This window comes from Tolypothrix sp. VBCCA 56010, from assembly GCF_050875635.1.
GTDB lineage: Bacteria > Cyanobacteriota > Cyanobacteriia > Cyanobacteriales > Nostocaceae > Hassallia.
The window spans coordinates 104,743-128,368 of sequence record NZ_JBPAOH010000002.1; the positions used below are offsets into that span (position 1 = coordinate 104,743).

At 40.7% G+C, this 23,626-nt stretch carries 16 protein-coding genes; 13 read left to right on the plus strand and 3 right to left on the minus strand.

Translation table 11 applies throughout. The features are described from left to right. The first annotated feature begins 79 nt into the window (after positions 1 to 79). The 5 genes from AABK37_RS01115 (at position 80) to ligA (ending at position 9,484) form a co-directional block, all read left to right on the plus strand. Positions 80 to 1,519: a PDC sensor domain-containing protein gene (locus tag AABK37_RS01115; RefSeq protein ID WP_432549777.1), complete on the plus strand. Its 1,440-nt coding sequence runs from the start codon at positions 80 to 82 to the stop codon at positions 1,517 to 1,519. Between the two features lie 20 nt (positions 1,520 to 1,539). Then, positions 1,540 to 2,868 carry a hybrid sensor histidine kinase/response regulator gene (locus tag AABK37_RS01120; RefSeq protein ID WP_432549778.1) on the plus strand — a complete coding sequence of 443 codons (1,329 nt, stop codon included), beginning with the start codon at positions 1,540 to 1,542 and terminating at the stop codon, positions 2,866 to 2,868. A gap of 207 nt (positions 2,869 to 3,075) precedes the next feature. Further along, positions 3,076 to 5,613, plus strand: a complete 2,538-nt coding sequence (locus tag AABK37_RS01125; RefSeq protein ID WP_432549779.1) for an ATP-binding protein — start codon at positions 3,076 to 3,078, stop codon at positions 5,611 to 5,613. 301 nt (positions 5,614 to 5,914) lie between these two features. Next, positions 5,915 to 7,282, plus strand: coding sequence for a hybrid sensor histidine kinase/response regulator (locus AABK37_RS01130; RefSeq protein ID WP_432549780.1), 1,368 nt, complete (start codon positions 5,915 to 5,917; stop codon positions 7,280 to 7,282). Between the two features lie 168 nt (positions 7,283 to 7,450). After that, the gene (gene ligA, locus AABK37_RS01135) at positions 7,451 to 9,484 is read left to right on the plus strand and encodes an NAD-dependent DNA ligase LigA (protein ID WP_432549781.1); all 2,034 of its coding nucleotides are present in this window, start codon (positions 7,451 to 7,453) and stop codon (positions 9,482 to 9,484) included. Between the two features lie 71 nt (positions 9,485 to 9,555). On the opposite strand, the gene AABK37_RS01140 is transcribed toward ligA, so the two are convergent. Beyond that, entirely contained in the window at positions 9,556 to 11,649 is a 2,094-nt protein-coding gene (locus tag AABK37_RS01140) for a cytochrome-c peroxidase (protein WP_432549782.1), read from the minus strand. A gap of 530 nt (positions 11,650 to 12,179) precedes the next feature. On the opposite strand from AABK37_RS01140, the gene AABK37_RS01145 reads away from it, so the two are divergent. The 8 genes from AABK37_RS01145 (at position 12,180) to AABK37_RS01180 (ending at position 21,512) form a co-directional block, all read left to right on the plus strand. Beyond that, positions 12,180 to 12,629, plus strand: coding sequence for a hypothetical protein (locus AABK37_RS01145; RefSeq protein ID WP_432549783.1), 450 nt, complete (start codon positions 12,180 to 12,182; stop codon positions 12,627 to 12,629). Positions 12,630 to 12,721: 92 nt separating this feature from the next. Then, complete coding sequence (locus AABK37_RS01150; protein ID WP_432549784.1) at positions 12,722 to 13,900, plus strand: GNAT family N-acetyltransferase; 1,179 nt, start codon at positions 12,722 to 12,724, stop codon at positions 13,898 to 13,900. Positions 13,901 to 14,182: 282 nt separating this feature from the next. Beyond that, positions 14,183 to 15,100: a DMT family transporter gene (locus tag AABK37_RS01155; RefSeq protein ID WP_432549785.1), complete on the plus strand. Its 918-nt coding sequence runs from the start codon at positions 14,183 to 14,185 to the stop codon at positions 15,098 to 15,100. Positions 15,101 to 15,425: 325 nt separating this feature from the next. Continuing rightward, on the plus strand, positions 15,426 to 17,120 hold the full coding sequence (locus AABK37_RS01160) for an alpha/beta hydrolase (protein ID WP_432549786.1): 1,695 nt from the start codon (positions 15,426 to 15,428) through the stop codon (positions 17,118 to 17,120). A gap of 287 nt (positions 17,121 to 17,407) precedes the next feature. Continuing rightward, a complete protein-coding gene (gene truB, locus AABK37_RS01165) occupies positions 17,408 to 18,268 on the plus strand; it encodes a tRNA pseudouridine(55) synthase TruB (RefSeq protein ID WP_432549787.1) in 861 nt (286 codons plus the stop codon). A gap of 300 nt (positions 18,269 to 18,568) precedes the next feature. Beyond that, the gene (locus tag AABK37_RS01170; protein ID WP_432549788.1) at positions 18,569 to 20,644 is read left to right on the plus strand and encodes a TonB-dependent receptor plug domain-containing protein; all 2,076 of its coding nucleotides are present in this window, start codon (positions 18,569 to 18,571) and stop codon (positions 20,642 to 20,644) included. A gap of 12 nt (positions 20,645 to 20,656) precedes the next feature. Beyond that, positions 20,657 to 20,953: a hypothetical protein gene (locus AABK37_RS01175; RefSeq protein ID WP_039752587.1), complete on the plus strand. Its 297-nt coding sequence runs from the start codon at positions 20,657 to 20,659 to the stop codon at positions 20,951 to 20,953. Positions 20,954 to 21,023: 70 nt separating this feature from the next. Then, on the plus strand, positions 21,024 to 21,512 hold the full coding sequence (locus tag AABK37_RS01180; protein ID WP_432549789.1) for a HugZ family protein: 489 nt from the start codon (positions 21,024 to 21,026) through the stop codon (positions 21,510 to 21,512). A 54-nt stretch (positions 21,513 to 21,566) separates the two neighbouring features. Here the strand turns inward: AABK37_RS01180 and AABK37_RS01185 are convergent, their stop codons facing one another. Both AABK37_RS01185 and AABK37_RS01190 read right to left on the minus strand, forming a co-directional pair. Next, positions 21,567 to 22,511 (minus strand): hypothetical protein, encoded by a 945-nt coding sequence (locus AABK37_RS01185; RefSeq protein WP_432549790.1) that lies wholly within the window; start codon positions 22,509 to 22,511, stop codon positions 21,567 to 21,569. Positions 22,512 to 22,757: 246 nt separating this feature from the next. After that, positions 22,758 to 23,048 carry a hypothetical protein gene (locus AABK37_RS01190; protein WP_432549791.1) on the minus strand — a complete coding sequence of 97 codons (291 nt, stop codon included), beginning with the start codon at positions 23,046 to 23,048 and terminating at the stop codon, positions 22,758 to 22,760. Positions 23,049 to 23,626: the final 578 nt, after the last annotated feature.

Consider the following 23,626-nt stretch of genomic DNA (forward strand, 5'->3'; position numbering starts at 1 on the left):
AGTTTACTGAATGCAAATCATCAACTCAAATTTGGGAACTATGTAATTAGCTAACTTTCCAACTGCTTACCAGCTAGTAATGCTACTTAAACTTACGAAAAATTTCGGTATCAATAAATTACGAAAATTATCACTACGCCTGATTCTTGTCGTTCCTTTTGTGCTGCAAATCTTTGCTGCCGTCGGATTGACCGGGTATCTATCGTTACGTAATGGGCAGAGAGCAGTTAACGAACTTGCTTCGCGACTGCGGGGTGAAGTCAGTTCGCGTATCGATCAACACCTTGATAGCTACCTGGAAACGGCTCGACATTTGGCTCAAGTTAATGGCGATGCTTTCGATTTGGGTTTGCTAGATCCGCAAGATTTAGAAGGTATTTCGCATTACTTCTGGAAGCAAATGCAGTTATATAACGTTGGTTATATTAGCTTTGGCTCTAAATTAGGTGAATTTTCTGGCTCTGGATATTACATGGAAAATACTGCCATCGTTGTTGATTATGTTTCTCCAAAGCGATACGGCAACAATAATAGCTACACCTACCAAACAGATAACCAAGGCAATCGTATCAAGCTGAGTTCTAGTTTCCCCGACTACAAATTTCAGAAAGAAGCTTGGTATGCAGAGACAGTCAAGGCAGGTAAACCGATATGGAGCCAGATTTATCAATGGGAAACTGCACCAGAAATCTTATCCGTCTCTGCGAACAGTCCAGTCTATGATAAAAATAAAAACTTGATAGGTGTTATTGGTATTGACCAGCGTCTTTCACTGATAAGGGATTTTTTGTGCCAATTAAAAGTTAGTCCCAACGGTAAAACTTTTATTTTAGAGCGTAACGGCTTAATAGTTGCCACCTCCAGCAGCGAGAAGCCTTACACAATTGTAGGTAAGAAACCACAACGACTCAAAGCAATAGATAGCAGTGATGCCTTAGTTCAAGCAAGCGCGAAATACTTAACACAGCATTTCGGTGACTTGAGCAAAATCAAGAATAGCCAGCAACTTGACTTTTTAGTTAATGGTCAGCGGCAGTTTATTCAGGTAACACCTTGGCAAGATGAATGGGGGTTAGATTGGCTGGTAGTTATTGCCGTTCCCGAATCTGACTTTATAGGGCAAATTAATGCCAACACCCGCATGACGATTTTACTATGTTTGGGGGCATTGGTGTTAGCGAGTTTGCTGGGCATGTATACATCGTGCTGGATTACCCAACCAATTTTACGGCTAAGTAAAGCCTCGGAAGCGATCGCATCCGGTGAGTTGAACCAAAAAGTACACGAGTCAGCAGTCAATGAATTAGGAGTTCTTGGTCAATCGCCCGCCGAAGATTTATCTCGATTGTACGAGTTAGCTTTGAAAGGTCGCGTTAAAGCTATACAAGACCAGGTTGATCGGCTTGCCCAATCAGATGAAAAACTTACTTTATTTGCTCAAGAAATTAGACAATTAGCCAAGAGCTTTAAAATAGAACAAATTCAAGTTTTTATTCAGCAATATTTGACGAATAACTAAATTTAGTTAATCATTTTCTGATGCATAACTTAGAAAATAACATTATTTTAATTGTGGACGATAACCCCACTAACTTAGCAGTAATATCGGAAGCTTTGATTGATGCGGGCTTGGAAATTGCTGTAGCAACGAGCGGTGAAAATGCTCTCAAGCAAAGTACATATGACCCACCAGACCTAATTTTATTAGATGTTCAAATGTCAGGAATTGATGGTTTTGTCACCTGTGAAAAACTGAAGGATAATCCACTAACTCATGACATTCCTGTGATTTTTATGACGGCATTACATGATACGGCAGATAAAGTCAAAGGTTTTAATTTAGGAGCCGTAGATTATATCACGAAACCGTTTCAGCAAGAAGAAGTTATAGCTCGTGTTTGCCTGCATTTAAAAATGCGAAATTTAACCAAGAAGCTGGAAGAACAAAATATTCAACTTAAGCAATTCACAGAAGAGTTAGAGCAACGAGTAACACAGCGAACGGCTGAACTTTCTGAATCTCTAAACGACCTAAAACAAGCTCAAATTCAATTAGTACAAAGTGAAAAAATGTCTGCTCTCGGTCAGTTGGTGGCTGGTATTGCTCACGAAATTAATAACCCACTCAGTTGTATTTCAGGTAATGTTGACCACATTGAAGAATACTTTCACGATTTGCTGGAACACTTGCAACTATGCCAGCAACATTGTGAGCATCCAGAAATTGAGGTTCATGCAGCAAAAATAGATTTAGAGTTTTTGATTGAAGACATACCAAAAATAATTGATTCAGCTAAATTAGGAACGAAACGTATACGTGATATTAGCAATTCTCTGCGAACTTTTTCCCGTGCCGATACTACTTATAAGGTATTAGCTGATATCCACGAAGGCATCGATAGCACTTTGATGATTTTGCAACATCGCTTGAAAGCAAATGATACTCGTCCAGCAATTAAAATAATTAAACAATATGGAAAGTTGCCTTTAGTTAAATGTTATTTGGGGCAATTAAATCAAGTATTTATGAATATTATAGCAAACGCAATAGACGCATTAGATGAATCTAGTCAAGGGCGCAGTTTTGCTGATATAGAACAAGTACCTAATATTATTACTATTAAAACAGAATCTATTGATAATCAAAATCTCATCATTAAAATTAAAGATAATGGCAAAGGTATATCATCAGAAGCTAAATCAAAAATTTTTGATTATTTATTTACTACTAAATCAGTTGGCAAAGGTACAGGTTTAGGCTTATCTATCAGTCGTCAGATAGTGGTAGAAAAACATGGAGGCTTTTTGAGTTGTGAGTCAGTCTTGGGAGAAGGGACAGAGTTAGCGATCGCTATTCCCATAACATAATTTGTAAGTAAATGTGCATAAATAAACGTTCCTTAACGTAGTAACGGCTTTAGCCGTTAAAATCCTCAGCAACGAGCGGTAAACCGCTCACTACGAACCAGGAAAACATTACAAATATGTGAATTCTTAACTTACATTTGGGAACTATATAATTAACATTCTCAAAAAATGCACTCATAATGCATCCGCTGTTGATTATATACGTACATGCGACCTCCCAAAATCAATGACTCAACTCAATTAGATCGTCAGATTATCGATTCCGATCGAAGAAAGCAAGTAGCTTTATTTAACTTTTTGCCTGCGATGCGTCAGATAATTAGCAGACTCAGTATCAGCAATAAGATTAGCATTGGCTATGCGATCGCTCTCACCATTGTCGTTGCTCCCACTCTTACTGGCTTAACTATCGGTAATTATTACCAGCAGGCAGCTAACAAGCAGAGAATGAGTATTCGCAAAGAGCGTAAGCTTTTGTATAACTTGCGCTCGGCTAGTTTAGAATTTGAACCAGTTAAAGAGTTTGCTCCTTATCTGCGAAAACCGAAAGAGTTTCAGAAAGCAAAAACAACGGCGATTCAGCGTATTGCTAAAGTTAAGATATTGCTGTCCTCTCTCAATTTATCAGCGTCAACTTCTTCGATAACATCCCTAAAGCCGCTACTTGTAAAGTATAACGGCACATTTGAACAATTTGCCCAAGATTTACAAGCTACCTTGGATAAAATTGACCCGGCAAATATAGAGCATGAAGATGTTTTGAAAGCAAATAAATTGCTAAACTATTTAGCAGATAACGATACAAATGTCAATAAAAATATTTTTTTTGATGACCTAGCACTTGTGATAGAAACTGCTGACAAACAAGAAGAATTGTCCGAAGTTGCTAATTATCACAGAGAAATTATCTTCAAAGTAATTATTTTTGTAACTCTCATAATATCGATAGCGATCGCTACTTATTTTATTATGTATATAAGTAAGGCGATCGCTTCTCCTCTAAAAGCATTAACTGATGTTGCTCAAAAAGCAACCCCAGAATTAAATGTGGAAACACCTATTACCACAACTGACGAAATAGGATTATTAACAGCTTATTTCAATCAACTGATTCACCAGATAACAATTCTTTTATCAAAGCAAAAAGAAGCCAAAATAGCAGTTGATATTGCCAATAATGCCAAGAGCGAATTTCTCGCAAACATGAGCCACGAACTGAGAACCCCACTTAACGGCATTTTAGGCTACGCTCAAATCCTAGAAAACTCCAAAACCCTAACAGAAGAAGAAAAACATGGCATTGGCATTATTCGCTCATGTGGTTTAAATTTATTAACATTAATAAATGATATTTTAGACATCTCCAAAATAGAAGCTCACCAAATGGAACTGCGTCCGACAGATTTTTATCTACCCTCTTTGCTACAAGGAGTTGTAGAAATTTGTCGCTTTAAAGCTGAAGAAAAAAACATCGAATTTATTTACCAACCTGCTGCAAATTTACCAACAGGTGTCACTGCTGACGACAAGCGACTGCGACAAGTCCTGATTAATTTACTTGGTAATGCGATTAAATTTACAGACAATGGAGGAGTAACTTTTCAAGTAGAGGTAATTGGTAATAGCAAATCGGTAATTGGTAATAGGGAATCCGTAATTGGTAATAGAAAATCGGTAATAGGTAATAGCGAATCGGTAATAGGTAATAGAAAAGAAGAATTCCCAACTCCCCATTCCCCACTCCCCACTCCCCACTCCCCACTCCCCACTCCCCATTCCCAATTCCCAATTACCAAAATTAAATTTAAAATTCAAGATACAGGGGTTGGCATGAGTCCTACACAAATAGAGAAGATATTCTTACCCTTTGAACAGCTAGGAGATAGCACACATCAAACAGAAGGCACAGGATTAGGACTAGCTATTAGCCAGAAAATCGTCGAACTTATGGGTAGTTCCATTAAAGTAAAAAGTAAGTTTGGTGTAGGTAGTGTATTTGAGTTTGAAATAGAATTTTTAATACCTGATAATTGGACAGAGAGTAATACTATCACAAGTGGCGGGAGAATCACTGGTTACTCTGGTTCCAGAAAAAAAATTATGATTGTCGATGACAGTTGGGAAAATCGCTCAGTAATTGTCAATCTTTTAGAACCCTTGGGTTTTACTATAATTGAAGCTGCTAACGGTGAATCAGGCTTAGAACAAGCAAGTCTTTATTATCCAGATTTGATTATATCTGACTTAGAAATGCCTATAATCGATGGGTGGGAAATGCTTAAGCAACTGCGAACAAACCAAAAGTTTCAAGAGACAATATTTATTATTTATTCGGCAAGTATTTTTGATATAAACCGACAAAAAAATCAAGTAGCAGTAGGTGATGATTTTTTGGCAAAACCGGTGCAAGCAGCGGAAATTTATCGCCTTTTGTCAAAGCACTTAAAACTGAGTTGGATTTACGCAGAAGCGCAAAAAGAAAAAGTGCGATCGCATCAGCCACTTTCTCCGGGAGTATCGCCTAAACCACAAACAACAGGTGAAATCATTGTCCCACCAGTTGACGATTTGGCAATGCTCATAGAATATGCAAAAAAAGGACAAATCAAAGGAATTCAAAAAGAATTGGAAAAAATTTACAAAATGGATGAAACCTATAAACCTTTTGTTAACCACTTAAATCAACTTGTCAAAAGTTTTAACATAAAAAAAATACGTGAGTTTCTACAAAATCATATAAATTAACGTGAGTTCGACTGACCTCTCCCACCCAACCTCCCTCTCTCTTGAAAAGCTTTGATGCCTTCTCTTCGAGAGGCTTCGCCAACGGCAACGCCAAGGGCGAACGGAGGAAACCTCCGCTCAAACTTTTCGCTCCTATAAGGAGAGGAAGGAGCAACGCAATAATAAAGATTTTAAGCCTCTCCCCGTTGGCGTCAGCCTGCCGTTAGGCAAGCGGGGAGAGGTTTACCAGAGGGGTCAAATCAAATAAGAACGAACTCACGTTAAATTAGTATCAAAATAAGCAATTAAATTAAAAACTACAATGATTAATTTACATAACCAAACAAACGACTTATTAACTGAAAGCACAAGCAACACTCTCCATAATATTGAGACAATATTAGTTATTGATGATAGCCCAACCAATCTACAAGTTCTTCACGCTACTTTAGAGAATGCTGGCTATGAAGTTATAGTTGAAATGGACGGAAACAGTGGAATTGAGCAAGTAAAAAATAATCCACCTGATTTGATATTGCTAGATGTAATGATGCCTGGAATAGATGGTTTTGAAACTTGTCGGAGATTGCAAGCAAATCCATCTACTCAAGAAATTCCGATTATTTTTATAACTGCTCTTTCTGATTCCGTAGAAAAAGTTAAAGGGCTAAGTTTAGGAGCAGTAGATTACATTACGAAGCCATTTAATCAAAAAGAAGTTTTAGCCAGAATTAAATTACACTTAAAATTGCGACAACTCAAATTAGAGTTAGACGAACAAAAACAGCAATTAGAGCAAAGAGTTAAAGAACGCACTGCTGAACTTTCTCAAGCTTTAGAAGAACTCAAAAAAACTCAATTACAGTTAGTCCATACTGAAAAAATCTCCTTTTTAGGGCAGCTAGTTACCGGCGTGGCTCATGAAGTTAACAATCCCGTCGGCTTTATTTCTACTAACTTATATCACGCTGACCACTACATCCAAGATTTAATTAACTTAGTGAAGCTCTACCAAAAAAAGTTTCCCACACCTGGGTACGAAATTGAAGATAACATTAAGGCGATGGATTTAGAGCATGTACTGCAAGATTTGCCGAAAGTGATTTCTTCAATGAAACTTGGTACTGAACGCATTCAAGGAATCATGCAATCGCTACGAAATTTTTCACGGGTGGATGGAGAACAGAAAAAGGCTGTTGATATTCATGAAGGGTTAGAAACTAGTTTGATGATTTTGCAGCACCGTTTTAAAGCTTTACCCAAACGTCCCACTATTAATGTAATTAAAGAATATGGCAATTTACCTAAAATTAAATGCTACCCCGTACAACTCAATCAAGTGTTTATGAATTTAATCTCAAATGCGATTGATGCGATTGAGGAACCAATAAAAGACATAGACGCATTTTCTACGGCTTCTCGCAGATTCGGACTAATTCGCATTCGCACCACCATAGACAAAGAGCAAGTAACAATTCAAATTTCCGACAACGGAATGGGGATATCAGAGTCAGTGCAAAGCCAGATATTTCAACCTTTCTTCACAACTAAACCAGAAGGTAAAGGTAGTGGATTAGGACTTTCTATTAGCAACCAAATTATCACCGAGAAGCACGGCGGAACGTTACAATGTATTTCATCTGTGGGGAATGGTACAGAATTTGTGATTCAAATTCCGTTAAAGAGTTAGAAGTTAAAATGTAGTAAGGGCTTTAGCCCTTAAAATCTTTGATCTGAGCGGTAAACCGCTCACTACGAATTTACGAGGCTATCCTAAATGCTGATGTCAGAGGCTGTGCAAAATGCTAAAAGTAAAACGAATATGAAAATTTGGATTTTTTAAGTGGAGAGCGACTCCGTGGAATCATTGACGTTGAAGGTTAAACAGCGAGTTCAAGAACTGCGGCAATTACTACAACAAGCTAGCTATGCCTATTACGTCCTCGATTCTCCCATAATGGAGGATACAGTTTACGATCGCCTATATCGAGAATTGCAACAACTGGAAACTGAACACCCAGAAGTTGTCACCCCAGATAGTCCGACTCAGCGCGTGGGTGAAAAGCCAGCTACACAGTTTACCTCGGTGCGGCACAACATTCCCCTCTACAGTTTGGAGAATGCCTTTAATGTTGATGAATTGCAAGCTTGGGATCGGCGTTGGCGACGTCAAGCACCGAACATAGATGCGGTAGAATATGTCTGCGAACTGAAAATTGATGGAAATGCTTTAGCTCTAACTTACGAAAATGGCGTTTTAGTCAGAGGAGCGACTAGAGGTGATGGTGTAACTGGTGAAGATATTACCCAAAATGTGCGAACAATTCGCTCAATTCCCTTGCGGTTGAATATGTCCGGGTTAGAAAACGTTGAACGGGTGGAAGTTCGCGGTGAGACGTTTTTACCTTTGGAGGTATTTAAGCAAATTAACTCACAAAGAAGTGCAGCGGGTGAACAATTATTTGCCAATCCTCGCAACGCTACCGCTGGTACACTGCGGCAATTAGACTCTCGCATTGTCGCGCAACGGCAGTTAGATTTTTTTGCTTACACGCTGCACATTCCAGGGTTGGATGACGCAAGTATTGCTAATACTCAATGGGAAGCTTTGGAATTATTGCAAAAAATGGGTTTTCGCGTCAACCCAAACAAGCGTTTGTGTGGAACTTCTGCCGAAGTTGCTGAATATTATCAACATTGGGATACAGAACGGCTGAATTTAGCTTACATGACTGATGGGGTGGTGGTAAAGCTGAATTCTTTTAAGCTGCAAGAACAGTTGGGATTTACGCAAAAGTTTCCCCGCTGGGCTGTAGCACTGAAATACGCAGCCGAAGAAGCACCTACCCGCGTAGAAAATATTGCGGTGAATGTCGGCAGAACTGGCGCGTTAACGCCTTTGGCAGAAATGCGCCCGGTGCAACTTGCCGGAACGACTGTATCACGCGCTACTTTACATAATAGCGATCGCATTGCCCAATTAGACATTCGCATCGGCGATACTGTCATCGTCCGCAAAGCTGGAGAAATTATCCCGGAAGTGTTGAGGGTACTCAAAGAACTTCGTCCCGACGACACTAAACCGTTTATTATGCCTACCCATTGTCCAGTATGCAACCAACCGGTAGTGCGAGAAACAGGTGAAGCGGTAACTCGTTGTGTGAATGCTTCTTGTGCAGCTATCCTCAAGGGTGCGATAGAACATTGGGTAAGTCGCGATGCGCTGGATATTCGCGGTATGGGGGAAAAACTGGTGCATCAACTTGTTGATAAAGGTGTGGTGCATTCGGTTGCTGATTTATATGACTTGACAGAAGACAAGTTTTGTGCATTAGAGCGGATGGGGAAAAAGTCAGCAGAAAAATTGGTGAGTGCGATCGCATTTAGTAAAAATCAACCTTGGTCGCGAGTATTATATGGTTTAGGCATTCGTCACGTTGGCAGCGTCAATGCCCAATTATTAACTGAGAAGTTTCCCACCGTAGAAAAATTAGCTAACTCTGACCAAGCAGATATTGAAACTGTTTACGGTATTGGTGCAGAAATTGCTCAATCTGTTTATCAGTGGTTCCACATTGCTGCAAATCAAACTTTAATTGAACGGTTGCAAGCTGCCGGGTTACAATTTGTTGGGGAAGTAAGCGAGGTTGCAGATAAAAATCAAAAGTTTGCCGGTAAAACTTTTGTAATCACGGGTACTTTACCAACTTTGAAACGCGATGAAGCGAAAGCTTTGATTCAGAAAAATGGTGGTAAAGTGACGGAATCTGTGAGTAAGAAAACAGATTATTTAGTTGTGGGGGAAGATGCGGGTTCTAAGTTGGAGAAAGCGCAAAGTTTGGGAATTACGCAGTTAAGTGAAACTCAATTGTTGGAATTGGTGGGTGAGTAATGAATCGTAATAAGAAACCCGGTTTCTCAAAGAAACCGGGTTTCTATAGTTCGTGCGTTATTTAGTTAGCGCTACTCTAAGAAATTTGGGGTCGGGGTGCCACCGTTACGACCAACAGCAGGAATTTCCAACAGATTATCTGTGGCTTTTCCGGTGCCGTCGTTGGTAACAGATGATGTGTTACCCGGATGTCCGTTGGGGACGAACAGTTGCGGATGGTCGAAGGGTGCTTTATCATAGCGGACTCGCTCATCCGTGAGTGATTTCAGGAAAGCTACCAAATCATCTTTTTCCGCTTCGGTTAACGGTGGTGAAATTGGGACAAGGGCGTTTCCTTGACGAAAGTCTCCGCCACGATTGTAGAATTCTACCACTTGCTTTAGAGTTAACTGTCCACCATTGTGGAAGTAAGGGGCGGTGAGTTCCACGTTGCGGAGTCCGGGCGTCTTGAAGTTTGCATCTGCAATTACTGTGGCATTTGCAGGGACTGTGACATTCGGGTCTTCGCCCAGAAGCTGCTGGAATTTACCTTGTTGAGCTACTCGCGCTTCCGAAAGTGGGTTGCCATACGGGTCATTATCACCGACAGCAAGGTCGTCTTGAATTGGTCTGACCCCAATTCCAAAGAAGCCCGTGTCTACAAAGGCTGTTGTGTTCCCTAAGTTAAAGCTGGTAATTCGTTGTTTGCTAACGTTGCTAACCGAAGCGCTGGTGAATTCTGCCCCACTATGGCAAAAAATGCATCCAGCTCTTGTGACATCGCTAAACAACTTGAGACCATTCTGCTGTTGAGGAGTCAAGGCGCCAGTATTCCCTTCCTGGAACTGGTCAAACGGTGTATTGTCAGAGATGAGTGTAGCCTCATACATCTGAATCGACAGTCCGAAGAACAGCGGGAAGTTGTACTCCATCAGCGTGTACTCATTGGTAGCCAAGGATTTATCCGGCTTTTTGACAATAGTTCGTTGACCATTGGCATCAATTTGGATCATCCGGTTAGACTTCCACCACTCTGATTTGAAAGCATCCTCAATCAACTTTTCGTAGGTAGCCGTTTTTAGACCGGGTTTAGACCCTCTGCTTTCGGCACCTAAAACGCTGTCTTGTGGGTGTACTAACTGCTTGCCTAAAGGACGAAGCGGAACTAGCTTCTTAGCCAGTTTTCTCGGCAGCTTTTTGCCTTTAGAAGCGCTCCTGGATTTTTTGTCGATATCTCCGAACTTATCGCCAATTTCCGCAAAGGTTCGACCGTCAGCCGACTCCTCAAAGGAACTGATTGGCGGACCGACCGCTTGAGAAGCTAAAGACGAATTGTTAAGCCTAAGATTTGGATCTTGGGCGATGTTGACCAGCTCTAGCTTACTTGGGTTGTCTGCTCTTCCAACAAGGGCATTGGGATCTCTTAAGCCGAAGGGACTGACACCGTTGAAGATGTCCTGCGCTCTTCCATCCCAAAAGTTGCGGAAGTTGAACACCGCGTTAATCACAGTTGGAGTGTTGCGCGGCTCGACTCGGCGCACATTTGTGCCTCCCACGTTAAAGACCGGATCGGGCTTGAAGTTTACTGTGTCCTCTGCCTGACCGGGAACGACATCAACGAACTCTGCATTGAAAGCTCCTTGGGAGGAGGTAACATCGTTAGCGTCAGACAAAACGGTACTGCCGGCGTTATTCGGGTCTGACAGCTTGTGAAATGGATAATCTTCCGGCTTTAGCTCGTAGTTCGGTGCCCCGCCAACTTGAAAAGTTGTATCCGGGTTCGGGGTAACCAAAAGCCCAGGATTTATCTGATTTTTGGATCTGTTGTCCGCTCCAGCATGAAAGTGACAACTGGCGCAGGACAGTAAACCGTCGCTACCGACCTGTATATCCCAGAAAAGGGATTTTCCTAGCTTGATCGCAGCTGCTTCGTTTTTAACAAAGACTGCGAGATTGTTAGGCTTTGGAACTTGCACGTCCTTAAGCGAAGTCGGAGGTGCAATCTGCGCGGACACAGTATGTCCACTTATAACCGCTGCGATAACTATTACCGCAATTGTTATAGCTTTTGAATTCTTTGATACCAGTTGGGTAAGGTTGAAAAACTTAAATTTCTTACCTGAGGCTAGCAGTAAGTAGAGTATACTTATAAAAAGTAATACTAAAGTTATATTAAGTAGTATCACTATGATGGCAACTCCTCTTCCGATGTTGTGAATACACAATAAAACTTACGCATTGATTGTGTGCGTAAAGCCTTACTTAATTTGCCCAACAGAAGTTAAGCATAAATGAGCTTTCCTTCTATATTTTTAATGGGTGGAAGGAAAATTAATTTATGCAGTTTTGGGATTATGTGGAAAAAATTGTCGGTATTCTGGTCAGTTCAACCAAGAAGACTGAGTGAGCGTGCCGTTGATACACGTAACTGTCTCAAAGTCAAGTGCGTAAGTCCTAATAAATTGTTTGTAGCCGAAAAAATTGAAAAATATAAATATTATGTAAAATAACTTATTATTTGTTAGTATAAAAACGCTAAACGACTGAAGCTGAGTTGGTGGAAAGTTAATGTACTGTAAAAGATAAAAGGAAATTTTTCTTTTTTTACTTGAGAAAATCTTTTAGCATAGCCCAGAAGCTGTCTAATTATGGATTAAAAAACTCTTGGGTGATGCTATTAATAAGTGAACAACCACAATTAGGAATAAGCCAAAGTATGAATAATAAAAAGAAAGATAATTCAACTGAGAATACAACAGATATTGAGTTATCTAATCGCGAAGCGAAAGAAACTCCTAAAACACTTGATGTCGATGGTCATCGTCCAATTGACCCAAGTAATATTGAGGTTGAAGATACTTATGACATTGATGGTCAGCGTCCGATCGCTAAAAGTAATTTTCGCTCTTGTGAGAGTTATGAAATAGATGGTCAGCGTCCAATTGGTAAAAGTGATTTTGAAGATCATGATACCCTAGACGTAGACGGCAAGCGTCCTATTGACCCAAGCGATCTAGTGGTTGGGGATACTTTCGATATCGATGGTGAACGTCCGATCGCTAAAAGTACTTTTCAGGTTGCTGAGACGATTGACATCGATGGTCAACGTCCAATCACCTCAAATGATAATAAAAAATCGGAATTTCTCAAGGATTACGTAGACTAGTTCCCACGCTTAGTTATGCGATCGCCGTTGGCGATCGCAATACCACTTGCTGTAGTATGCTTGTAGTTGCATATTACTAGGCGGCAAATATCATGATGCCTCAATTTGAATACGGCAAGAATGTCAATCCGGAAGATGTTCAACGGCTAGGTAATATTCTTGACCAGTGTTTTATCAGTTCAACTGAGGATAGCGAAAGTTACTTCAATCGTGTTGGTGTAGAAAATCTCCGCGTCATCCATGAAAATGAGCAAGTTGTTGGAGGACTTGCGCTGATTTCGATGTCTCAGTGGTGGGGTGGTGTCAGCGTACCGATGACGGGAATTGCCTCAGTTGGCATTGCTTGTGAATATCGTGGGACAGGAGGTGCGATCGCTTTAATGCAGCACACCGTCAAAGAACTTTATGCCAATGGTGTACCCATCTCCGTACTCTATCCAGCTATTCAACGCTTGTATCGCAAAGCAGGGTATGAGCAAGCTGGTAGTGCTTGCGTTTGGGAAATTTCCACTGAGAGTATCCAGGTTCAAAAGCAATTGTTACCTGTCAAACCTGTAGTTCCGATCGATCTTGAAGTATTTCATCACTTATACCACAAGCAAGCAAGACTGAACAATGGATATTTAGACCGCAATCAGTTCATGTGGCAAGATGTTAACCAACCACTTGAAAAACAAGCACTCTACGCTTATATTTTCGGGGAAGCAAACCAACCTCAAGGTTATATTATCTTCAGCCAACACCGAGACAACGATGGTACTATTCTGCGAATTCGGGATTGGGTAGTTTTGACAACTGCTGCTGCACAAACTTTTTGGTCATTTCTTGCCAATCATCGATCGCAAGTTGACAAGATACGCTGGAGAAGTTCCCCAGTTGACTCTCTAAGTTTGCTGCTACCAGAACAAACTGCCAAGATAAAGCATATCAGCCGTTGGATGCTGCGCGTCATAGATGTAGTCAAAGCCTTAGAAAAGCGGGGTTATCCAACGAAAATTCAAACTGAACTACATCTAGAAGTTGAAGATGACTTAATAGCGGAAAACAATGGTAAATTTATCTTATCTGTTGCCAACGGACGCGGCGAAGTTACAAAAGGTGGAAAAGGTGAGTTAAAGTTAGACATTAAAGGATTAGCACCGCTCTACGCAGGTTTATTTACACCGCAGCAATTGCAAATATCCGGAAAACTTCAAGCTACAGAAACATCTCTAGATACAGCTACACAAATCTTTGCAGGTTCCTCCCCTTGGATGATAGATTTCTTCTAAAAGTTAGTGGTTAGTGGATAGTGGTTAGTGGTTAGTGGTTAGTCGATAGTTGATAGTTGATAGTCGATAGTTTCTTAACTGTAGGGTGCGTTGTCGCGCAGCGCAACGCACCAAGGCTGCACTTGGTGCGTTAGCTAAAAGCATAACGCACCCTACAATTTAAGTTTCTAACCAACAACCACCAACTAACAACCATCAACCAACAACTACCAACCATATACCAACTAAGTAGAAACGCGAGGAACATCGCGTCTCTACTAACAACCATCAACTAACAAAATTATGCATCAAAGTTCCGGTCGCTGGCGTTTAGGACTTTTGCTATCGCTTTTGACCGTTTTTTTATGGGGAATTCTACCTATTACTTTGGCGGTAACATTGCAAACACTCGATGTTTACACTGTTACTTGGTTTCGCTTTATCGTTTCGTTTGCATTGCTTGCCGTTTATTTGGGGGTGCAGGGAAAGTTACCAACGCTAACACAACTGCGTTCTGCTTCTGGGAAACTGTTAGCGATCGCTATTATCTTTTTGGCTAGCAATTACGTTCTTTTTTTGCAAGGTTTAGCGTTAACATCACCCGCTAACGCAGAAGTTATCATTCAACTAGCGCCGGTGTTATTAGGTTTCGGTGGTTTAGTTCTTTTTCACGAACGTTATACATTGGGTCAGTGGCTGGGTGTGAGTGTGCTGATTGTTGGTTTTTTGTTGTTCTTTCACGAACAACTAAATAATTTAATTACAGCGCGTGATGAGTATCTTTTAGGTACTAGTTTAACTGTGTTGGCAGCGATCGTATGGGCGATTTATGCTTTAGCACAAAAACAGTTATTACAATCTTTATCTTCTGCCAGCATTATGCTGATTATTTATGGAGGATGTGCTTTATTATTCACTCCCTTTGCTCATCCAAATACAATTTTTACACTCGATTTTTTGCATGGCGGAATGTTGTTTTTTTGTGCTTTAAATACTTTAATTGCTTACGGTGCTTTTGCAGAAGCATTAGAGCATTGGGAAGCATCGCGGGTAAGTGCAGTATTGGCTACCGCTCCGATTGTGACTTTAATATCAGTTGAAGTTGTATCAGTGATGGCACGTAATCTGATTGCGCCAGAACGCTTGACTTTGACAGGCATACTCGGCGCGGTTTTGGTTGTATGTGGTTGTGTAGCGATCGCTTTGGGAAAATCCAATTAATCTCAGTTTTTGTATAGGTAAATTTACGGTATTTTTTTTTCAAGTAATCGCTTTTTTATTGTTGCATTTGTCATACTGAAGCGGGTGAATTTATTATTTGTTATGATGTCATAGCTACCTAAGAATTGTTAATTCATATCTGGGTAGCTAGGTAATTTGACCTATGTTAATAACTCTGAAGAAATTTTATTTTGAATTTCTTAATTAGAGAAAAAAACAAAAATCAATACTTCTGAGGCGAATCGAATTTCAAACAATCAGGGTGTCCGTAACTACCAAAGCTAACGCCTCACGCTCACAAAATAACCTACAACATCGTTGATCGATGAACAGCTTGTTTGGTATTTGGACCAGCACCCTGAGAAAAAATTTTCTATGGCTGGTTCTCTCAACGCTGCTGCCTACACTTGGGATGAGTAATTCAGCACGGGCAGCAGAGCGAATTTATGCATCTTACTCGGCTTTAGAGCGTTCTATTTCCATCAATGCTTTGGAAAATTACGCGAAAAAGAATGTGATTGACGACGACTTGGCAGTTTATCAGCAATATGTGCAACCACAACAGCTTCAGGAGTTACGCCGTGCTTTAGTCACACCAATCAAAGTTAACTCGGTAGCGGTTTCGCAATTTCTCTACACACCCCAAGGAGAATTTCTTCTCGGACGTTTGGGAGAAGTGATTAAAACCGAATCTCGTCAACCCAAACCCGGATTTCATGCTTTACGTTCAGCGCTGATTTTAGCTTCTGCGGAACCAGAAGGCTTAACGTTATTAAATTTGTTAAAAAAGTATCCCAGTCGCAGCATTCACATTGATTTAGCGCGTAGCCTGGGGATAGCAGGAGAACTGGAAAAACTCGTTAGTGAAACTAATCGAGCGATCGCCGCAGTTTCCCAAAAGTCTAATACAGAAGCAGCGATCGTTCAACCGTGGCTAAATCTCTCGCAATTGCCAGATTTACGTCGCAAAGGAAAGTTTGCACTCAAAGATAAAGAGACACTAAAGATTTTTGACTTAGCACGCAATCGGCTTTTACTGACAGATGTTTACCTTCCCAATATTTCCACACCCGCAGCAGTAATAGTCATTTCTCATGGTGTCGGTTCAGACAGCGGCAACTTTGAATATTTAGCGAATCACTTAGCATCCTACGGGTTTGCTGTTGTCGTTCCCAATCATCCGGGTAGCGATGCGAAACAACTGCAATCCCTTTTGAATGGACGCGCTAGTGAAGTTGTAAATCCGCAAGAATTTGTTGATCGTCCTTTAGATGTCAAACATATACTCGATGAATTGGAAATGCGGAATAAATCCGATTCTCGATTTAAAGGACGGCTAAATTTGCAACAAGTTGGTGTAATTGGTCAATCGTTTGGTGGCTACACAGCTTTAGCCTTGGCTGGTGCTAAAATTAACTTTCAGGAATTAAGAAAAGACTGTAGCAAACAAGCGTTAAAAGATACTTGGAATCTGTCTTTATTGCTTCAGTGTCGCGCTTTGCAATTGCCAAACAATCAGTATAACTTGCGGGATGAGAGAGTTAAAGCAGCGATCGCCCTTAATCCAATTACTAGCAGCGTCTTCGGAGAAGCTGGCTTAAAAGAAATTCAAACTCCCGTAATGATTGTTAGCAGCAGTGATGATACCATTGCCCCAGCTTTATACGAACAAATTCTCCCCTTTTCCTGGATTGCCAATACCCAAAAGTACCTAGTTGTGCTTGAAGGTGGAACCCACTTTTCAACAATTGGCGAAAGCAAGAACACCACTGAACAAGTAGGATTACCTTCAGAGATAGTTGGCAACAATCCAGCACAAGCGCGTCAGTACTTATTACGTATGAGTTTACCTTTTTTTGAAACTTACGTAGCGGGAACCTCAAAATACATACCTTACCTCAACGCAGCTTACGTCAAAACCATTTCTAGTCAACCTGTAGGTTTAAGTCTTGTGCAGTCCTTAACGAAAACCGAATTAGCGCGATCGCTAAATGGTGAGGTGAAAGAAGTTAAGCCGTAAATTAATGTAGGGGCGGGGTTCCCCCGCCCTTAGACTTACGTATTTCAGCATTATCAATTAGCCTTCTGACCCGCCAGGAATTTAAATTCCTGGCTCATAGCCAAAGTCCATTAAAATGGACTGAAATTATAAAGTAAGTTTTTAGTCCTATGCGCGAGGACTTTTGCTATTAGCCAAGGATTTTAATCCTTGGCGATTGTTGGGACACGCAACCCTGAACCTCAAATTATCAACGTGTAAGGGCGGGGAAATCCCGCCCCTACAACAACTAACCAATTCCAAAATCCGTGCAAGGCTTTCTAAATCTCAACAAACCATTTGACTGGACATCTCACGACTGCGTAGCCAAGACGCGCAAACTCTTGCGTCTCAAGCGCGTGGGACACGCAGGCACATTAGATCCAGCCGCTACCGGGGTGTTACCAATCGCACTTGGTAAAGCCACAAGATTATTGCAATATCTACCAGGAAACAAAGCTTACAAAGCGACAATTCGCTTAGGTGTGCAGACTACAACCGATGATTTGCAAGGTGAAATTATCGCTTCTCAAATCTGTGCAGTCAGTTTAGCAGATGTGGAAACTGCACTTAAACAATTTGAGGGAAAAATTCAGCAAATTCCCCCAAGTTACAGTGCAATTCAAGTTGAGGGAAAACGCTTGTATGATTTGGCACGTAAAGGTGAAGTCATAGAAGCGCCGGCGCGAACAGTTGAGATTTTTCAGATTGAAATATTGGATTGGCGATCAGGAGATTTTCCGGAATTGGATGTAGCGATCGCCTGCGGATCTGGTACATATATAAGAGCGATCGCTCGCGATTTAGGTATCATTTTACAAACTGGCGGTACTCTCGCTGCTTTAACACGCACTGAAAGCAGCGGTTTTCACCTAGCAGACAGTCTCACCTTTACCGACTTAGAAGCAGGAATTTTTCAACCAACTCCCCCCGATGCAGCCTTACAGCATCTACCATCTATCACCTTATCAGCAACATCTGCTCAAAAATGGTGTCAAGGACAGCGTGTTGCTTTCATGCATATTACCGGCACAGTGCGAGTTTACCATGAAGACAAGCGTTTTTTAGGAATAGCCCAAGCCGAAGCCGATGTATTGATTCCCACAATGGTATTTGAGCCAATTTCTTAAATTAAATTTAAATGTAGCAATTCTAAATCGATTGTCAGACTCTCTACCTTCTCCTCCTCTGCTGACTCTGCGTTCTCTGCGGTTCGTTTCTCATAAAATATAGCGGTTCTCACTTGCGTCAAATACATTCTGATCGTAGGGACAATTCATGAATTGTCCCTACTGCGTATCGTTGTGTATTGCATCCAACTGAAAACCGCTATATCCCCTGAAGTATGACAGCCTGTCTTTTGACAGCGTTTTCCGCTAACAGCAAAAATAACACCTAATTGGTGTTTTTACTTAGTGTGAGGAAACAGGGTGAGAAGATATCTTCTTTTGCTTTCAGTTGGTGTAACAAGTTTAGCGATCGCATTTCCTGCCGTAGCTGCGGATAAATCGTCTCAGGTAATATCAGACATTCCTAATTTAAGCGAAATCAAACTACCATCAAAAGATGCTCAATTATTAACTCAACCAGATAAATTAGATAAAATTACCCAGTCACCACCAACAACTCAACCAGAACCAGAAACCACCGATGACGCAGATATTAACCTAGAAGTAACTGGCGAACAAGATACTCAACCTCAATCTACCCCAGTTTATGTAATAGATAAAGAAGAAATTCAAAAACAAGGTGCTAATAGTGCCGCAGAAGTATTAAGAGGTTTACCCGGATTTACTATTAACGATGTCGGTTTTGGTGCAGATATTCACACCGGAACCTTCTACCGAGGACAGTCAATTAATCAGTCTGTATTTTTGCTAAATGGCAGACCGATTAACAGCAATATTAACACTTATCATGGCAATACTGACCTGAATAGCATTCCCGTAGAATCGATTGAGCGGGTAGAATTATCTAGTGGCACAGCTTCCACATTATACGGTTCAGAAGCCGTTGGCGGAGTAGTTAATATTATTACCAAACAAGGTGAAGGTCCGCCTAGATTCAGTGGTTTAGTGCAATATGGTTCTTTTGATGAATCTAACTACCGTACTAGCTATGGTGGCGCTCTTGGTTCCGTCAAATTTAATATAGGCTACGAAAAGTACGACGCAGAAAATAATTACAAAGTACCTGTAGGTGCTGTAAATCGTGATGCCAATGGACGGTTTTTTAATGGAGATACCGCCACTAGCAACTACTTTGGTAATATTACCTTAGATGTAAATCCCAAAAATACTATCAGTTTTGATACTAATATAATTAGCAGTCGCCGAGGTTTAACTTATTTTGGTTTTCCTCTCCAAAGAGATAGACTTGACCACGATGTATTCAGTACTGGTTTATCTTGGAGAAGTCAGCTTGGTAATGGTAAAGATTCTGTCCTCAACGCTACCATTGGCTACAACCAAGATTACTTCAACACTTATGGTCCAAGTGGCACTAGTTTTTATCGTCGAGGTACATTAGATTCCCAAGCTTTAACTGCGAGAGTAGAACATCAGTGGCAATTCAATCAGAGTAATTTTCTGCGTTGGGGATTAGATTTAAAAAATAACAACCTTGATGGTGATGTACTTAGCAATGTTGCTACTCGAATTAATTTTAATGGTAGTGAAACTAGAGATAGATTTCAGACAGCAATATTCGCTTTAAATACTTGGAATCTGACAAAGAATTTCCAAGCAGATTTGGGATTGAGACAAAACTTTAATAGTGAATTTGGTAGTTACCTTAACCCTAGCGTTGGGTTAAAATATGCACCTAGCGACAATATTGCAGTACGTGGAAGTTGGGCTTCAGTGCAGCGCAACCCAGGTATAGACCAATTGTATGTTTATGATACCGTTCATGGCTGGTTGCCCAACCCCGACCTCAAACCAGAGACTGGTTCCTCTTGGACAGCAGGACTTGATGTCAAATTATCTAATAATTTAACCGGGCAATTTACTTACTTTGGCAGTAGTTTAGATAACCGTTTGGGAGTAAATTTAGCAGGTCAGTGGACTAATATTGGATTGGTAAATACAAACGGTTTAGAAGCTGCTTTACGATTGCGAATTGCGCGTGAATGGTCAACTTTTATCAACTATACTTATACTGATGCTCGCATCGAATCAGGTTTAGATAAAGGATTGCAATTAGGCTTCGTTCCCTACTCAGTAGCACAAATGGGTATTGGTTATCAATCCAACGGTTGGCAGCTTAATCTGATTGCTAGTTACAACAGTGGTTCGCGAAGAGCCTTTTATACGTTACCTGGTCAGTCTACCACAGATTTCTCACCCTCTTGGTTGAACTTGGATCTTGGTGCTAGGATTCCTATAACGAGAACCTTCGGGCTAAATGTTTTTGTCGAAAACTTGGCTGATGTTCAGTATGAAAAAGCTAATCGTATTTATCACCCCGGACGCGCTTTTAGAATTGGTGTATCGTCAAGTTTTTAATTAAGCAACTCTATGAGAGCTAGAATTGAAAACAGCGTACTTTTCTTGCACCACGAGGACTTACCAGAATTTAAAAAAGGTGGTTCCGTGGTCAGGAATTCATACTTTTGGGCATTGCGTTCAATTGCCGGTCGTGCTACACGTTATCGTGATTGGGAATATGAATCAGAAGTTTGGATAGCGCTATCGCGAATGCTTTTATCCTTTACCGAATCAGGTTATTTAGGCTTAAAAGAAACCACCCTCGAATTTCCTTTATCTCAAGGAGAAATTCCCGACGTACTGCGGTCTATTTCCACCTGGGAATAGTTTTCTATATCATACTGTAGGGTGCGTTAGCGTAACGCACCCTACAGTGCTACAAACTATATATCAAACCATGAGCAAAATTGAAGAAGCACAAGCTGCGTATCAAAATTTTATAGATGAATTTCAAAGTCTAATCCTCAGCACCGTTAGCGAAGAAAATCAACCTAACGCTAGTTATGCACCTTTTGTGATGGATGAGGCAAAAAACGTTTATATATTTGTTAGCGGTCTTTCACCTCACACTCGTAACTTGTATGCTAATTCTCAAGCTTGCATTCTGTTTATTGACGATGAATCGAAAACAGAGCAAATTTTTGCCCGTCGTCGTCTAACTTTTGATTGTTCTGCAAGTTTAATCGAAAGAGAAACTTCAGAGTGGAATCAAATTGCCGATCGCTTTGAAGAACGTTTTGGAGACATGATTCAAGTTTTTCGTGGCTTGGCTGACTTCCGCATTTTTAAGCTTACACCTCATGAAGGGCGCTTTGTGATTGGTTTTGGTGCGGCTTATCAAATAACTGCTGATGATTTTAATAGTTTAAAGCATATCAAAGGTTAGTTTGTAGTTATTACGTTATTGTATAGGCGATCGCTCTTATTGCTTCACACAATCTCAATGACGAAATCTTGCCAACAACTCCTCACGAGATGATTGCACCAACAAACGAGTAAACTCTTCTGGTGGTAATACAAGCATTGGCTCTATAATTGCTACTAACTCCTCATCCAATGTCCCAAAGCGGACGCGCAGCAAGTTTTCTATTATCATACGACGTTCCGTCTGAATACCTTGCTGTCTTGCCTCTGCTAACCGTTGCTCATAAATCTGGATACCCTGCTGGATACCTTCTTGTCTAGCCTCTGCTAGCCGTTGCTCATAAATCGGTGATAAGCGCATAATTAAATTCCTATCCTCTTGATCTACATTTTGACCGATTTCTAAGGTAGTTTTCAAATTAACTAACAAATCTATAGCTTTGGAACGTAAAGGATTATTTTCTGGAAGTGCCTCTAGTTCATCTATTGCCTGTTGCTGAACTCTCCCTTTACCTAGAATTCTCAACCAGAGAGTTTCTTCGGTACGCGGTAGCTGGTGAATTGCAACAATAGCTGTTTTGAAAAAGTCTGCTAAAAAATAGACTCCAGCACCCCAGTTATCTTCATCAAGTCTAGCTCCAAATCCATCTAAAAGCGACACAGAAGCGGTAGGGGATAAAATCCACAAACGCGGTAATTCTATTTCATAAACGCGAGTATTATTACGTTTAGCCTGACGTTCCAAATCAGCAAAAACATCAAATAATTTGTGTAGACAACCGCGAATTTCACTTTTGGTTGCCGCATTTCTAAACGGTTCAAACAGTGCTGCTGTAGCAGCAAATCGCTCTAATAATCCTAGCGGTGTCGTGTTGCTTGAAGGTTGAGGTGAGGGTGCAAAATAAACATCAATTTCCCGCACTTCTGCCGCAACCTGGCGGCTTGTTTCTACTTTTCCTAATGGCAACAATAACTCTTGAAGATAATCTTTAGCAAACTGGTCGTAGGGAAATCTGGTCATTTATTCTTTTACTCACATAATACCTAATACCAATTCACGAAAACTTTGATACAGATAGATTTCTCGTAGGGGCACGGCACTGCCGTGCCCCTACCCACATATTGATATCATTATTAAAGTGGAATGGTATAACAATAGCCACCAGATAATTTAGTAGTGCGTCAAGGACTAATTGACGGATAATTTTTATGTAGAGACGGCGATTTATCGCGTTTCTCTAACCGTCCAAATGAGTTTGACAAACTATTAGTATGTGAACATTGTAATCTTGTACATTAAACTTTTTGCACTTATTCGCCTAATTAAGGAGTGTTTTTTCAAATACACTTCAACCTTAAGCCAAAACGCTTCAACCTTAAGCCAAAACGCTTCAACCTTAAGCCAAAACGCTTCAACCTTAAGCCAAAACACTTCAACCTTAAGCCAAAACACTTCAACCTTAAGCCAAAACACTTTAACCTTAAGCCAAAACGCTTCAACATTAAGCCAAAACGCTTCAACATTAAGCCAAAACACTTCAACCTTAAGCCAAAACATCCCCCTGCATTTAAAAACGCTACGCTTTTACGCTCATGCTGTACTAATACCAATTTGAAAAAAGAATGCGACAGATGGGTAGGGGCACGGCACTGCCGTGCCCCTACGAATAAATTATGTGTCGCAAACATTATTTAAATTGGTATAAGACAAAGCAGAGTTTTTAGCCTGGGTCGGCAGGCTTTTTTCGTATAGCCCTAGGCTTCTAGCCTAAGGGCTTTTGGGGTTTAAAAACACGACCTAGCCCCTATTTTCAAGGTACGTCTATTGTTCTCAACCAAATGCCCCAACGACCTACAGTTTTCAGGACTTACGCAAAAACTCTCTGCAACTCTTATTCCTTCGTGTCCTTCGTGCCTTCGCGGTTCGTTATTCCGTGAAGGAGTGCGTAAGTCCTAAGTTTTTTCTCATTGAGGGCAAACTGTTACAAAAACTGAAACACAAGTAGATTTTTCCCCGCAATACCCGTAAGATAACAATGAAACTTCAGTAAATTCTCTGAAGTAAATTAAATCATTTACTCATAGCAGGATTCGTGCCGGCGGGATTCTTGCTGTAACTAATAACTTGTTGAGGCT

Excerpts from the sequence above, each read along its gene's own strand:
- AABK37_RS01145 (WP_432549783.1), top strand. The coding sequence starts at position 12,180 with ATGAATAATAAAAAGAAAGATAATTCAACTGAGAATACAACAGATATT.
- AABK37_RS01175 (WP_039752587.1), top strand. The coding sequence starts at position 20,657 with ATGAGAGCTAGAATTGAAAACAGCGTACTTTTCTTGCACCACGAGGAC.
- AABK37_RS01130 (WP_432549780.1), top strand. The coding sequence starts at position 5,915 with ATGATTAATTTACATAACCAAACAAACGACTTATTAACTGAAAGCACA.
- AABK37_RS01125 (WP_432549779.1), top strand. The coding sequence starts at position 3,076 with ATGCGACCTCCCAAAATCAATGACTCAACTCAATTAGATCGTCAGATT.
- AABK37_RS01155 (WP_432549785.1), top strand. The coding sequence starts at position 14,183 with ATGCATCAAAGTTCCGGTCGCTGGCGTTTAGGACTTTTGCTATCGCTT.
- AABK37_RS01190 (WP_432549791.1), bottom strand. The coding sequence starts at position 23,048 with ATGTTTTGGCTTAAGGTTGAAGTGTTTTGGCTTAATGTTGAAGCGTTT.
- AABK37_RS01120 (WP_432549778.1), top strand. The coding sequence starts at position 1,540 with ATGCATAACTTAGAAAATAACATTATTTTAATTGTGGACGATAACCCC.
- AABK37_RS01180 (WP_432549789.1), top strand. The coding sequence starts at position 21,024 with ATGAGCAAAATTGAAGAAGCACAAGCTGCGTATCAAAATTTTATAGAT.
- AABK37_RS01115 (WP_432549777.1), top strand. The coding sequence starts at position 80 with ATGCTACTTAAACTTACGAAAAATTTCGGTATCAATAAATTACGAAAA.
- AABK37_RS01160 (WP_432549786.1), top strand. The coding sequence starts at position 15,426 with ATGAACAGCTTGTTTGGTATTTGGACCAGCACCCTGAGAAAAAATTTT.
- AABK37_RS01150 (WP_432549784.1), top strand. The coding sequence starts at position 12,722 with ATGATGCCTCAATTTGAATACGGCAAGAATGTCAATCCGGAAGATGTT.
- AABK37_RS01185 (WP_432549790.1), bottom strand. The coding sequence starts at position 22,511 with ATGACCAGATTTCCCTACGACCAGTTTGCTAAAGATTATCTTCAAGAG.